Genomic DNA, 13,964 nt, shown 5'->3' with positions numbered 1-13,964 from the left:
ATATGATGGCTACTGCTGATCTTATCGAAACGCCGGTCTCCCGAAAGCAGGGCGGCCTCGTTTCCTTCCTGCGTCGCAACGTGCCGTTTTCGGTCGCTCTTTGCCTGCTATGGCTTGCGGCCATGGTCGCGACCGCAATTTTTGCCGATCATATCCGCCCCTTCAACATCACCGCCATGGATCTGACCAGCCGGCTGTCTGCGCCGGGCGGGGCCAAGCATCTGCTCGGCACCGACGAACTCGGCCGCGATGTGCTTTCGCGCCTCATTCAGTCGATCCGGGTCTCGCTTGTGATCGCCTTTGGCGCGACGCTGCTATCTTCGATCTTCGGCACACTGCTCGGCTTCCTGGCGGCGCAGTTCCGTGGTTTCGTGGAGCATCTGGTCCTGATGCTCGCGGATTTCCAGGCGGCGCTGCCTTTCCTCATCATGTCGCTGGCGGTGCTCGCCTTCTTCGGTTCCTCGATGCTGCTGCTCGTATGTCTCATGGGTTTTTACGGCTGGGAGCGCTATGCGCGCATCGCGCGAGGGCTTGCCATCGCCGCTGGCGCTCAGGGCTATGCCGCCGCGGTGGTGCAGCTCGGCGCGACACCGGCACGGGTTTACCTGCGCCATATCCTGCCCAATGTCGCCTCGACGCTGATCGTTTCCATGACGCTGACTTTCCCTGAAATCATCCTGATGGAAAGCGGTCTGTCCTTTCTCGGCCTCGGCGTACAGCCGCCGGAAACCAGCCTTGGCAACATGGTCGGCTTCGGCCGGGAGTATCTGACGCGCGCTCCCTGGATCATGCTGGCGCCCGCCATCGTCATCATGCTGACAACGCTCTCCATTTCGCTCGTCGGCGATTGGCTGCGCGACAAGCTCGATCCCACGATCCGATAGGAAACATGCTCCATGACCCTGATTACCGGCCATCGCGGCGCCCGCAACCTCTGGCCCGAAAATTCGCTCACCGGCTTTCGCAATGCTGCCCAGCTAGGTGTGAACGCCGTTGAATTCGATGTCCATCTGACGCTGGCCGGCGAGCTCGTCGTCATTCACGATCCGACCCTTGAACGCACTACCGAGAGCGCCGGTCCCGTACAGGATTTGTCGATCGAGGGCCGCAAGGCGACGCGGCTGAAGGGCACGGATGAGGCCATTCCAACCCTTGCCGAAGTGCTGCAGGTGCTTGCACCGAACGAAGCCATCGACCTGTATGTCGAAATCAAGGTCGACGGGAATGGAACCCCTTACCCGGATATTGCGGCGCGGGTCGCAAGCGAGCTAGCCCGCTTCGGCATCGAGGAGCGCTCCTATCTGACCTCCTTCGACCTTTCGGTCCTGGAGGATTGCCGCCATCATGCTCCGAAAATCTCGCGTCTCGTTTCCGTCAACGCCGCCTGGGCTGAAAGGCAGGGCGGGCTTGCCGCCTTCATCGACCGGGTGGATGAGCTGGTGAAGATCATCGCCATCCACCACGAGCTTATGGAAGCCAAATGGGATCTGATCCGCAATCGGCTGCCTTTGGAACGGCTCTGCGTCTGGACGATCAACGACGAGGCAAACCTCCGCCATTGGCTGGGGCGGGGGATCGGCAGCCTGACTTCGGATAGCCCCGATCTCGCATTGAAGCTGCGCTCGACGATCATGGCATGATCTTCCGCGCCGGCTGGCGTGGACGGTCCGGCAGATTTTCGCTGACGGCGATAATCCCGGATGACGTGCATATCCGTACCGGATCGATCCCGCACGCGGATCGGGAGTAGGGGCACTCTAGCCTGCGATCGCTTTGACATATCTCTCAGCCGAGCGTTCCACCACGCGGTTGCCGTCGCTCTCGACCGTGCGGCCGGGGAATGCGCCATAGATCGCCTCGAACCGGTATGGCTGCACGGCCTGCGAAATTGCCGTGACCGCCTTGGCGGCGAGGGGGATGAGGTTCGGATAGCTGCGCATGAAGCTGACGAATTTACGGTCCATGGTGACCTGCATGGTGTCGCCGACGAAAAGGGCGCCTCGGCCACCCTCGAGCCAGGGACAATGGAGCACGGAACTGCCATCGAAATGACCGCCGCAGCGAATCATGGTCGCCTGGCCGATCTGCAGCGTTTCACTGGTCCGCGGGCGCAGAGCGGAACTGGATCTTTGCACCCATTTGGCATCATCGGCGTGGATATGGACCGGTGCGTTATCGAAGGCCGCACTCCACTCGATCATCGACGAATAGAAATGCGGATGGGAGATCGCAATCGCGCTCAAGCCGCCCATGGCGGCAATCCGGGTTTTGCTGGCCTCGTCGACGAGACTGAGGCAATCCCAGAGGATATTGCCGGCCGGACCTTCGATCAGAAATGTGCGCTGGCCTATGCCGAAAGAAGGCGAGATCTGCAGGCTGTGAACGCCTTCCGCTTCTTTATTCCAGGTCACGCTATGGGTTTGGTGAAGTGCTCCCATGTCTGTCCATTCCTGCCCTGATTGGGGCACGAATTGACGATCGTCCTCGCATATTGGGCAGGTTGGAGGTGGTGCGCCGCTTTCGCGGAACTGCGTGCCGCATGTGATGCAGATAAAACACGTCATCTTGAAGCCCTCGGCTGCTTGTCTTCCCATCTTCCAGGCTTGCGGGCAGGGGACCCTGCGCGCCAAAAGGTCTATGCTGATTTTTATGCTATATTGGCTAGACGTCGGACGGATCAAATCGAAAAAGCGGGAATGCCATCGGATAATAGCGTTGCGGACCGAAAATCGTCGTTTTCAGACGGCCCTTTCCAGACGAAATGAATATTTATCCTAGATGATGACGGGATTTACGTCATTTCATCATCATGATTTTAAACAGTAAAATTGTCCTCCAGTTCATTTTTATGACAATCTGGTCTTGCAAAAGGCATAAAGGCAAAGAAACATAGTCGGCTAATAAAAGTTTGGTTAATTGAGATACTGATGTTCGGCATTCGTCCGGGCATTGCTGACACACGGAGAACCGCTATGGCGCTTATTTTCGGCCTTATTGCTTTGGCCGGCCACATTGCCCTGTTGCTCTGGGGCACGCGCATGGTCCAGACAGGCATTCAACGCGCCTTCGGCCCGGATCTTCGCTCTTTTCTCGGCCGCGCCTTGAGCAATCGCATGAAGGCGTTTTTCGCCGGGATCGGCGTCACCGCAATCCTGCAGAGCAGCACGGCAACCGGCCTGATGGCATCGGGCTTTGCAGCCGGCGGGCTGGTGGACCTCGTGCCGGCGCTTGCCGTCATGCTGGGCGCCAATGTGGGAACCACGCTGATCGTGCAGGTGCTGTCCTTCGATGTCGCGGCTGCTTCGCCAGCGCTCATCCTTATCGGCGTCCTGATGTTTCGGCGGGTCGCGAATTCGCGCATTCATGATCTCGGGCGCGTCATGATCGGGCTCGGTTTCATGCTTCTGGCGCTGCATCAGTTGCTTGAACTGATGACGCAATATGAAGGGTCTAAGGCGCTTGCTTATGTGCTGGATGCGATTGCCGCAACACCGGTGCTCAGCATGCTTCTTGCGGCGATCCTCACATGGGCCGCCCATTCCAGCGTTGCCGTGGTGCTGCTCATCATGTCCCTGGCAAGCAAGGGTCTTGTCGATCTCGATCAGGCCTTTGCTCTCGTTCTCGGCGCCAATCTGGGAACCGCGATCAACCCGCTGATCGAAGGGCAGTCGGGCGCCGATCTATCCGTCAAGCGGCTGCCGATCGGCAACATGCTGACACGCATTGTCGGGGTGATCGCGGTGATCGGCCTCTTGGAGCCCGCCACGCGGCTGTCGGCGATGGTCGACAGCGACAGCGGCCGTGCGGTCGCCAATTTTCACAGTGCCTTCAATGTCGTTCTGGCGGTGGTCTTCATGCCGCTGCTGCGGCCCTATGCCGATCTTTTGACGAAACTACTGCCGCAGAAGATCAACGAAGCCGATCCGACGCGCCCCAGATATCTCGATCCCGCCGCCAAGGAGACGCCTGTCGTTGCTCTCGGGGCTGCGGCGCGAGAGGCGCTGAGGCTGGTCGACGTCTTGTCGGAAATGCTCGCTGGCGCGAAATTGGCGCTGTCGGACACCGACCGGCGGGCATTGGCACGGCTGCGGTCGCTGGACAACATCCTCGACAGCCTCAACACCGCGGTTAAGACCTATTTGACTTCGATCGATCCCGACGAACTCGGCGAAGCCGACAGGCGGCGTTTGAACGAAATCCTGCTGTTTTCGATGAACATGGAGCATGCCGGCGATGTTCTCGACCAGAACCTACTGCCGCATCTGGCCAAACGTCTGCGCCGGGGGTTGAGCTTCTCGAAGGAGGGCCAACTCGAACTGGCAAGACTGTTCGACCGATTGCAATCGAACCTGCGGACAACGGCAGCCCTGTTCATGACACAGAACGAGAGCGCCGCCCGCATGCTGGCGGAGGAGAAGGTTATCTTCCGCAAGGCGGAGCGCGAGGGAACGGAAGCCCATTTCCAGCGCCTGCGGCAAGGGGGTATCGAGACCGCCGAGACCAGTTCGCTTCACCTTGATCTGCTGCGCGATCTCAAGCAGATCAATTCCCATCTTGTCGCCGCTGCCGCCTATCCCGTTCTGGAAGAGCGCGGTGAACTCTTGCAGAGCCGGACGCCGAGCCCGATGCCGCAGGCGGCCGTGACCGCCAATGAGTAAAAAGACCTATCTCGGCCGTCTGGCCGGCGAGGCGGATAAACTCTTCGCCGGCCGGTCCATCGAACAATATGGCGCGATCTGCTACCGGCGGTCGCAGGGACGGGAGAATGTCGAAATCCTGCTGATCACATCGCGCGAAAGCGGCCGGTGGGTCATCCCCAGGGGTTGGCCGATGGACAAGAAACTTCCGCATCAGGTCGCCGAACGCGAGGCGTGGGAAGAGGCGGGTGTCAGAGGAAAGGCGAGGAAGAAGCGCTTCGGCTACTATACCTATCTCAAAGTCCTCGGCACCGGCGAGACCGTGCCCTCTATCGTTCAAGTCCACCTTCTCGAAGTCGCCGAATTGGCCGATCGCTTTCCAGAGCGTGGCCAACGCCAGCTGCAATGGTTTTCGCCCAATGAAGCGGCCGCTCAGGTCCGCGAGCCAGAACTGAAGAGCCTGCTGCGCAGGGTGGAGGCGGCCCTCGCGCCGGACAAGTGAGCGAAGCGACGATCGTCCAATCCAATCTGCGAGTAGGTGCGCCTCATTGCGTGTTCCTTGCGAGTGATAACCCATTGGCGTCATTCGCAAGTCGCACTTGGAAATAGAATGTACCCTTGCACACACACACACAAAAATCAGATAATCTATCTTATGGAACTTACATGGCTACCCCTGACAACACTCTCTGTGGAGCCGGAGCAAACCTGCCGATAAGCTGATCTCCAATGTGTTTCACGGCAGGCTTTAGATTACGGCAAGTTGACCTTGGGTGAAGGAATTCCGCGTCAGATGTTGTCATGGGGAATCCCTCCTTCGGTTCATCGCAACCTCCCCGGCTGGCGATTAAAGCAAAGCATGCGAGAGACGAGGCTCAATTTCAACGAATGTTACGCCACTTCTTAATTCGATTAATTGAGCCATCGGGGTTGCGTTTGATCGAATATCCGTTCTGTCCGGAAAAGTGATTTTGTCGCATATCCCGAATGACCATTGCCGCGTCGCCATAAGGCGCGACAACATCGATGAACCAAAGGTTGTCTCCTGACGCCCATTTTGATTCATGAGGCGTAAGGCCATCGCTCATCAGCTTTAGATGCCTTTCTTCGTCGACGAGTGCCCATGTCACGAAGGCCTTGGGATTGTCCGGCCCAAAAAAGTAAATCTTGCATTGGCCCGCCTTGAGTGCGGGAACGAAGTTCGTTTCCATGTCGGCGACCAACCAGCGTCGGTGAAGCGGAGATTGAAGTGCCAAGAACGCCATACACCCGAGCGCATCCATCGCACCCAATTTTCTGACCGATGAAGTCGTATCCATTGGTGTCATCGCTCCTTCAACCCATTTTGTAGCGCCTTCGTAATAGGTTCGAAAAAGTAGGAAATGAGCCTGCGTGTTGACGTGACGACATCGACGGTCACCGTCATCCCTGGTGAAAAGCCAATGTCCTTGCCGTCCACCAACAATCCAGACTTATCGAGCCGGAGGCGCACGGCATATACCCACTTGGATGCGCCGTTTTCCCGTGCATCCGCCCCGATGCTGGTCACGTGGCCAGGAACGACGCCGAAGCGCTCAGATGGAAAGGCGTCGAACTTTGCGTATGCCTTCTGTCCGCTCTGCAAAAAACCCACGTCTCTGTTATCGAAGAAGGCCTCCACTTCCATGCCACCGTCAGTCGGCACAACACCCATCAAGGTCGCTCCTGCCTCCACGTAGCCGCCCACCGTGTGAACCGTCATATTTTCGACCCGTCCGGCGACCGGTGAACGAAGTGTGAGATTGTTCAGCCTTTCCTGCGCAGCGCGTAATGCAGCATTGGAACTGTCTCGGGCGATCTCCGATTCCCTGAGACGGCGACGCTGCGTGGCGAGATTGTCGGAGATCGCAGATGCCCGCTGACGTCTCGTCGTTTCCGTCGATGCCACCAGGGCAGAAAGTTCGCTTTCGGCTACCCGCGCATCGCCATCGATTGATCTCAACTCTCGAAGCCTATCGAGGTGTTCGTTGCGGCTCATGACCCCCTGCTGCAGTAGAGTATCCGCCGAGGTAAGCTTCTGAGAAACGATGTCACGATCAGTCTTGGCCTTTTCTATGCGGGCATTCTGCGCCTCCTGCTGCAACTCCAATTGTTTCAGTTGAGCATCGGTCTGCAAAATTTGATCGCGCAAGGCAACGAGTGTTGCACGGACAAGCGCCTCGCCTTCTGGCTCCTTCTCGGAGCTAGCAGGCCAGTCCTGACGGAATTTCTGGACGCCAGCCTCGACGAAGCCGGGATTTGCAGGATCTTGTGAGGCAAGTGGCGTAACAATGGCATCAGCCACATCCGCATCGAGCGATTGTTGCTCGATATTGGCCTGGATCCGTTGAATATCACTTTGGGCTGCGGTGGGATCGAGTTTGACCAGGACCTCGCCTTCAGCAACTGTCTGCCCCTCATTGACGTTCAACTCGATGATCTTGCCGTCGGCGAGCGGCTGCACCACCTGAACACGCGATATCGGAACCAATTTTCCAGAGCCACGCGCCACGACTTCTGTCTTGGCAACGATGCTCCCGCCAAGGATGACTGCGAAGAGGATAAGAAGAAGCCAAGTCGTTATTCGGACCGTCGGCGAAGCTCGTGCCATAGATGGCGACACCCCGGTCATGGTCGCACCTGGAGTTTTTCGAGATCGACGACATCCGCTTCGGCACCAAACAGTTCTGGCCGGTGACTTACGATGGCGACGGTGCGAGACTTGGCGAGGTCATTCAGCGTTCGCGTGATAATGGACGCGGACCGCTCATCCAAGGCACTGGTGGGTTCGTCGACAATCAGGATGTTGGGGTTACGCAGGAGAAGGCGGGCCAGCGCCAATCGCTGTCGCTGGCCGCCTGAGAGTGAAGATCCGTGCTCGCCAACATTCGTCTCCATTCCATCCGGAAATTGCTCGATCATTTCTGCACAAGCACTATCCCGTAACGCCGTTTGCATCTCATCATCGGTGGCATCTTCCTTGGCGAGAAGGAGATTTTCTCTGATCGTTCCAGCAAATAATGCCGCTTCCTGTGGCAGGTAGGCTATGTTGGTCCTGATACTTTCGGGGGTGAAGCTATCCATCACCTGATCGTCGATGAAGACGGTACCAGAGTCTGGCGGATACAATCCGCTCAGAACCTTCGCTAGGGTAGATTTTCCAAAGCCTGAGCGCCCCACAATAATGGTCGGTTTTCCAGGTGAAATCGTCAGGTTCAGATTGTCGAGAACTAGACGCTCCGAAGTGTATCCGAACGAAACGGCCTCCAGGCGCAAAGTTGCTGCTCCTTTTAAAATGAGGTTTTGCTTACCCGTTTTGACTTCCGAGGGGGCGTTTAGGACATCCCCGAGACGAAGACGAGCGATCTTGATGCCCTGCCAGTGCTCCCACAGCGACGCCAGTCCAAGGATGGGTGCCGACACATGTCCGGCCAGCAAATGAAACGCTACAAGTTGTCCAAGGGTGATGGAGTTATCCAGAACGAGCATCGCGCCAAAAAAGACGATCAAGATATCAAAAGCATTGCTGAACGCATCGCTGATGATTCCGTTCACAATGTGCAACCTGGTGATCTTGAACCCCAGATCGAGGGAAGCGGACATCGTTCCATCGAGACGCCTGGCATAGCGCTCTTCGGCGGCCTGGGCCTTCACAGTCTCAGCATTCCTGAAGGTCTCGATCATACGGGATTGATGAGCTGAGTTTGCGAGGAACGACTGCTTCAAGCGACGACGCAGGAACGGACCGACTATCGCGATTGCGGCCATCTGCATGGGCAGGATGACGACGATGATCAGGGTAAGAGATGGGCTGATCGAAAAAAAAGCGCCGAGATACACAAATGAGAACACGATATCGATGATCACACCCGAGATGGTTCCAGTCAGAAACCGTCGAATAGTTTCGATTTCACCCATGCGTGCGAACAACTCGCCCACTTGCCATTTTTGCAGGGTGCGGAGCGGCAAATGGAGAACGTGCTCGTAAATACGCCTGCTGAACTCGCGTGTCAGTTGATTGACCAGATCACCGCCGAGATACGTCGACACCGACTTGAATGCACTCTGAAACAAAGCGACGACAACGAGCAGTGCAACAACAATATAAAGACTATCTTCCCGCTGAAATGGGAGAATTCTGTCGATAAGCGCCTGAAAAACAAAAGGTTGAACAAGCCCGAGAAGGCGCAGGACAATAGAAATGATTGAAAGTTCAACTATGTGGCCAGTGTATTTCCCGGTTGTTTTCGTGAACCAGGAAAATGATGCTGGAGTTTCATCCAATGGTTGTTTTCCTATTGGGCGCGACTTTTAGGGTTGATTATAGCCACATCTGGCACAGATAATACTATCTGTGATGCATCACATAATGAAATTTCAACCCAAAGCGCAAGATAGGAGAAGTTTTATGGGTGGTTCATCTGATAGTAGTTCAAACAGCGGATGGGGCGGCCGGATAGGTGCTGCTGTCGGCGGCGTGGTCGGGGGAACGGCTGGATCTGCGGCTGGCCCCATGGGCGGGCGGATCGGCGCTGCAGGCGGCGGGCTCGCTGGCTATGCGATCGGCAACTCCGTAGAGAATAATATTAACAGCGGAGCCTCACCCGACTATGGTGGCTATACCGCGATGGGTGACTACGGTGGAGGCCCCGCATCCGACGGTGGTAGAGGCATTAGCAGCTCCGGAAGCCATAGATAGTTCTCGGAACCGGCGGCAAAGGACATAGATTCTGGTTCTCGTCGGGGTCTATGTCCGATACTGGGGAGGTAACGGTTGAAATATCTTAACATTCTCATACCCCTTGCCATCATAAATCCCCTGTTGATTTTTCTGTTCCCCTTCGGCCTACGGGGAATCGGAGATCATTTCATTTACTTCGCCTTTCTCTCTCCAATTATCTCATTCTTGATATGGGACTTCCTCATTAGTCCATTGTTTAGGCAGCGATGACCCCAACCATTCATTGAAATTCAGGTGGCTAGGCGGCTTTTAGTTCATGGCACAGTTCTGGAAGCGGTTTCTCGTAGCGGTGACAACTATCTGTCGTATGATTTTTCTCGTCTGCGCGGGTGACATCGGAATTATCATAAGCGCAGTATTCGTGGCTTTTCTGATTACCAATATTGCCGGCGTCGTCCTGTCCGCATCGGACGTTACCGGGACGGCACGAACAGAAATAGCCATTGTCGTACCGATCTTGACAATTGACATAGTGCTTTTGGGGTCGATCCTACTGCGTATTCGAGAGATTGCTCAACCGGATCGCGAACATCGCTCGCGGCTCTATGCGTTTGTGACGGGCCTTGTTTTGCTGCTCTTAAAGTCCGCTTGGCAGGGTCTGGACCAGGCAAGCTACAGCTTTTCGGCTACAAGCGTTCTTTTCATACTTACGACCTGCATCATCGCACCGATCTGCGAGGAGCTATTTTTTCGTGGTTATCTATGGCTGAAGCTCCGGAATCATCACTACAACGATAAATTGATCGTTTTCTGCACGACAGTTTTATACATAATACCGCACGTTCCTAATAGTTTGTCGGCATTCTTAGACTATTCACTAATTGGATTTTTTCTTGGGATTATACGATATTTTAGCGGTGGAATACTTCTTTCGTGCGCTTTTCATATGGCTATGAACTTTATCGTGATCTCCGGAATATGAGCGACCATCTCCATGGCGCTACTGCGGTCATGACACCGAACAGATTGAATTTATACTCATCCTCCTCATCTCGGATGCCGTCGGATAGTGCGGCGTAACGATCCGTTATGGCCGCTCCAACGCCTCTCTTGGTCATTTCGTCGGCGATCTCATCAATCAGCGCGGCGATCTCGAGCTGCTCACCAGTGGACGACGGCGGTTGATCGCTCATTCGATCGAGGTGATCGACACTTCGGGCAAGCCAATCAGATGAAATCCGACGCTAAGCCATCCCTTCGCAGTCGTTGCCGATGGGGCGGTGCGCGAAAGCGAGACGGCAACTGACGACTTCCGATTGCGCAAAGCGGCCGATTTGGTCTCGATATTTCACAATTTTATCCGATCGATGCAGGCGGCGGGCTGCCCTGCCCTTCCCTCCTGGTCAGTGCAGCCGCTGGCTCGAGCGCCGATTTCCGATTGCACAAACGCGACACCACACGACGGGCAGCAATTCGCGGGCACTTTGGCGCCGGACTGCCTTCGGTAGCGCCTATTGACAACTTGTTCCTCATAGGACTTGATGTAGGAGTCCATTAAAGCAGATACATGTCCACTATACAGGACATCGGGAACGACGCTCTACAAAAAGGGGAACTACAATGACGATTTCACTTCGAACCGGCCTGATCTCATTGGCCGTGACCGCAATTCTATGCAGCCCGGCACTGGCTGCTGGCAGCAAGCTTGACGAGGTGCTCGCCCGTGGCCACCTCGTCATGGGAACCGGCAGCACCAACGCGCCCTGGCATTTCAAGAGTGCGGACGACAAACTCCAGGGCTTTGACGTCGACATGGGTCACATCATCGCCAAGGCCCTCTTCGGGGATCCGGACAAGATCGAATACGTCAACCAGTCGTCGGACGCGCGCATTCCGAACATCACGACAGACAAGGTCGATATCACCTGCCAGTTCATGACCGTGACAGGCGAGCGTGCTCAGCAGATCGCGTTCACGATTCCCTATTATCGCGAGGGCGTCGGCCTCATGCTCAAGGCAGACGGCAAATATGCCGACTATGCCGCACTCAAGGCGGCGGGCTCTTCGGTGACGATTTCGGTGCTTCAGAATGTTTATGCGGAAGCCATGGTCCATGCAGCTCTTCCGGAAGCAACCGTCGACCAGTACGATTCCGTCGACCTGATCTACCAGGCGCTTGAGTCCGGCCGGGCCGATGCCGCTGCTACCGATCAGTCTTCCCTTGCCTGGTACATGACCCAGAACCCCGGCAAGTATAAGGATGCCGGTTATGGATGGAACCCGCAGACCTATGCCTGCGGCGTCAAGCGCGGCGATCAGGATTGGCTGAACTTCGTCAATACCGCCCTCCACGAGGCGATGACCGGCGTCGAGTTCGACACTTATGCGAAGTCCTACAAAACCTGGTTCGGCAAAGACCTGACACCTCCGCAGATCGGCTTTCCGGTCGAATTCAAGTAATTGGTAAAAAGGAACGGGAGCATCTCCCGTTCCTTCTTCTGGAGGCGGCCTGTCGTGGGTTACACGCTGAATTTCGGCGCCGTTTGGCGCAACTTCGATTTTCTTTTGAGCGGATTGATGCTGAGCCTTGGGCTTGCCGCGATCTCGCTGTTGATTGGTGCCGTGCTTGGTCTTCTGGTGGCCTTTGCGCTCATCTCGAAGCAGCGAATTGCCGCAGTGCCGGCCCGCTGCTACGTCACGCTTATCCGCAATCTGCCGATCCTGGTGCTTGTGCTGTTTGCCTTTTTCGCATTGCCGCAAATCGGTTTCAGGCTCGATAAGATAAAAAGCTTCGTCCTCGTCCTGTCCCTGTACTCGGGCGCCTATCTCGCGGAAGTATTCCGGGCCGGTCTGCTGTCCATTCCCAAGGGGTTGACGGAAGCTGGGCTTGCGATCGGGCTCACCGGAATGCAGATCCGTACATCGATCGTCGCGCCGCTGATGCTGCGCAACGTTCTGCCTTCCTTGTCGTCGACGGTCATATCGCTGTTCAAGGATACCTCGCTCGCCGCAACCATTGCTGTCCCGGAACTGACTTTTGCCGCGCGCAAGATCAATGTCGAAAGTTTCCGCGTGATCGAGACATGGATGGTTACCTCGGCGCTTTATGTCGCAACGTGTTTCGTAATCGCTTCAGTCATGCGCTTCGTTGAACGCCGGCTGGCATTGCCGAGGTAAGCCGATGTCACAGACCTTTTTGGACCAGCTCTGGATCGCCCGCTATGTCATCATGAATGGCCTGGTAATGACCGTATCCATATCGTTGCTGGCAATTCTGAGTGGCTCATGCCTTGGCGTCCTTGTCGGACTTGGCCTGGTTTATGGCAATGCCGTCCTCCGTTTCATCATACGTGCCTATACCGATATAATCCGTGGAACGCCTGTCCTCGTCCTGGTGCTTGCAAGCTATTATGTGTCGAGCGCCGTCGGGCTTGACCTCGGACCCTTTGCCGCCGGTGTCCTCGCATTGGCCGTCTTCTGCTCATCCCATGTCGGAGAAATCGTGCGCGGCGCGCTGCAGGCGATCCCGAAAGGGCAAACCGAGGCAGCCAAGGCGATCGGGCTGACCTTTTCGCAAACATTCACCTCGGTGCTCTGGCCGCAGGCACTGCGCCAATGTCTCCCCGCCTGGGTCAACACCGCCGCAGAGATGGTCAAAGCGTCGACCCTGCTGTCCGTCATCGGGGTGGCCGAGCTGCTTCTCCGCTCACAGGAGATCATCTCCCGTAACTTCATGAGCCTGCAATTCTATTTTCTCGCAGGCGCTCTGTATTTCGTCGTCAACTTCGGGATCGAACGCTTCGGTCAGTTCATCGAGCGCAAGACCGCTCTTCCATCGTGAGGAAGCCAAGCCATGGCCAAGACAATTCTTGAAATCAAGGGCCTGCGGAAGACCTACGGTCATCATGAGGTTCTCAAAGGCGTCGACTGCTCGGTTGCCGAGGGTGAGGTTATTTCGATCATCGGGTCGTCCGGATCGGGCAAGACGACCATGCTGCGCTGCGTCAACATGCTGGAAGAGTTTCAGGACGGCACGATCAGTCTCGACGGCGAGGAGATCGGCTATCACATCGAGGGCAGTTCCCGCCGGCGCAAGAGTGAAAAGGAGATTGCCCGTCAGCGCGCGCTGACGGGGATGGCCTTCCAGCAGTTCAATCTCTTTCCGCACATGAGCGCGGCCGAAAACGTGATGCTTGGCCTGATCAAGGTGAAGAAGATGCAGAAGGCCGCGGCGCGTGCCATCGCCGAGCGCTGGCTCGACCGCGTCGGTCTTTCGGCGCGCGCCAATCACTATCCCGGCCAGCTTTCCGGCGGTCAGCAACAGCGTGTGGCGATCGCTCGTGCGATCGCGATGTCGCCGCGCCTGATGCTCTTCGACGAAGTGACCTCCGCACTCGATCCGGAGCTGGTGGGTGAAGTGCTGCAGGTCATCAAGGGTCTCGCCGCGGATGGAATGACCATGCTGCTTGTCACGCACGAAATGCGTTTTGCCTATGAAGTCTCGTCCCGGGTCATCTTCATGAACCAGGGCGTGATTTGCGAACAGGGCGAGCCGAAGGAAATGTTCGTCAGGCCCAAAACCGAGCGGCTTGCCGAATTCCTGAAAACCTCAAGCTTCAACTAAAAGG

General features: G+C 56.4%; 13 protein-coding genes. 9 read left to right on the top strand and 4 right to left on the bottom strand.

What is annotated here, in order from left to right:
• The first annotated feature begins 5 nt into the window (after positions 1-5).
• Both FHT84_RS09255 and FHT84_RS09250 read left to right on the top strand, forming a co-directional pair.
• Positions 6-884 (top strand): ABC transporter permease, encoded by an 879-nt coding sequence (locus tag FHT84_RS09255; protein ID WP_113248846.1) that lies wholly within the window; start codon positions 6-8, stop codon positions 882-884.
• Positions 885-896: 12 nt separating this feature from the next.
• Positions 897-1,640: a glycerophosphodiester phosphodiesterase family protein gene (locus tag FHT84_RS09250; protein WP_183761873.1), complete on the top strand. Its 744-nt coding sequence runs from the start codon at positions 897-899 to the stop codon at positions 1,638-1,640.
• Positions 1,641-1,757: 117 nt separating this feature from the next.
• Here FHT84_RS09250 and FHT84_RS09245 read toward each other — a convergent pair whose 3' ends face one another.
• Complete coding sequence (locus FHT84_RS09245) at positions 1,758-2,564, bottom strand: MBL fold metallo-hydrolase (RefSeq protein WP_183761870.1); 807 nt, start codon at positions 2,562-2,564, stop codon at positions 1,758-1,760.
• A 408-nt stretch (positions 2,565-2,972) separates the two neighbouring features.
• Between FHT84_RS09245 and FHT84_RS09240 the strand changes: the two genes are divergently transcribed.
• Both FHT84_RS09240 and FHT84_RS09235 read left to right on the top strand, forming a co-directional pair.
• The gene (locus tag FHT84_RS09240) at positions 2,973-4,658 is read left to right on the top strand and encodes a Na/Pi cotransporter family protein (RefSeq protein ID WP_183761867.1); all 1,686 of its coding nucleotides are present in this window, start codon (positions 2,973-2,975) and stop codon (positions 4,656-4,658) included.
• Positions 4,651-5,139 carry an NUDIX hydrolase gene (locus FHT84_RS09235; protein ID WP_112345782.1) on the top strand — a complete coding sequence of 163 codons (489 nt, stop codon included), beginning with the start codon at positions 4,651-4,653 and terminating at the stop codon, positions 5,137-5,139. Before FHT84_RS09240 ends, FHT84_RS09235 begins: the two co-directional genes overlap by 8 nt.
• A gap of 379 nt (positions 5,140-5,518) precedes the next feature.
• Here the strand turns inward: FHT84_RS09235 and FHT84_RS09230 are convergent, their stop codons facing one another.
• From FHT84_RS09230 to FHT84_RS09220, 3 genes are read right to left on the bottom strand one after another with little or no spacing between them, the layout of a single operon-like run.
• Positions 5,519-5,956 (bottom strand): toxin-activating lysine-acyltransferase, encoded by a 438-nt coding sequence (locus FHT84_RS09230; protein WP_113248843.1) that lies wholly within the window; start codon positions 5,954-5,956, stop codon positions 5,519-5,521.
• A 5-nt stretch (positions 5,957-5,961) separates the two neighbouring features.
• On the bottom strand, positions 5,962-7,287 hold the full coding sequence (locus tag FHT84_RS09225) for an HlyD family type I secretion periplasmic adaptor subunit (RefSeq protein WP_183761864.1): 1,326 nt from the start codon (positions 7,285-7,287) through the stop codon (positions 5,962-5,964).
• Positions 7,284-8,939, bottom strand: coding sequence for a peptidase domain-containing ABC transporter (locus tag FHT84_RS09220; protein WP_210278833.1), 1,656 nt, complete (start codon positions 8,937-8,939; stop codon positions 7,284-7,286). The genes FHT84_RS09225 and FHT84_RS09220 overlap by 4 nt, the downstream gene beginning before the upstream one ends.
• Positions 8,940-9,652: 713 nt before the next feature.
• Between FHT84_RS09220 and FHT84_RS09215 the strand changes: the two genes are divergently transcribed.
• From FHT84_RS09215 to FHT84_RS09195, 5 genes are all read left to right on the top strand, one after another.
• A complete protein-coding gene (locus tag FHT84_RS09215; protein WP_113248840.1) occupies positions 9,653-10,318 on the top strand; it encodes a CPBP family intramembrane glutamic endopeptidase in 666 nt (221 codons plus the stop codon).
• Between the two features lie 638 nt (positions 10,319-10,956).
• Positions 10,957-11,796 carry a transporter substrate-binding domain-containing protein gene (locus tag FHT84_RS09210; protein ID WP_112345787.1) on the top strand — a complete coding sequence of 280 codons (840 nt, stop codon included), beginning with the start codon at positions 10,957-10,959 and terminating at the stop codon, positions 11,794-11,796.
• 54 nt (positions 11,797-11,850) lie between these two features.
• Positions 11,851-12,513 (top strand): amino acid ABC transporter permease, encoded by a 663-nt coding sequence (locus FHT84_RS09205; RefSeq protein ID WP_112345788.1) that lies wholly within the window; start codon positions 11,851-11,853, stop codon positions 12,511-12,513.
• A 4-nt stretch (positions 12,514-12,517) separates the two neighbouring features.
• The gene (locus FHT84_RS09200) at positions 12,518-13,177 is read left to right on the top strand and encodes an amino acid ABC transporter permease (protein WP_112345789.1); all 660 of its coding nucleotides are present in this window, start codon (positions 12,518-12,520) and stop codon (positions 13,175-13,177) included.
• A 12-nt stretch (positions 13,178-13,189) separates the two neighbouring features.
• Positions 13,190-13,960 (top strand): amino acid ABC transporter ATP-binding protein, encoded by a 771-nt coding sequence (locus FHT84_RS09195; RefSeq protein WP_113248838.1) that lies wholly within the window; start codon positions 13,190-13,192, stop codon positions 13,958-13,960.
• The last annotated feature ends 4 nt before the right edge of the window (positions 13,961-13,964 follow it).

It is taken from the genome of Rhizobium sp. BK289 (assembly GCF_014193575.1).
Classification (GTDB): Bacteria; Pseudomonadota; Alphaproteobacteria; order Rhizobiales; family Rhizobiaceae; genus Rhizobium; species Rhizobium tropici_C.
This window is presented reverse-complemented; position numbering and strand designations above follow the sequence as displayed.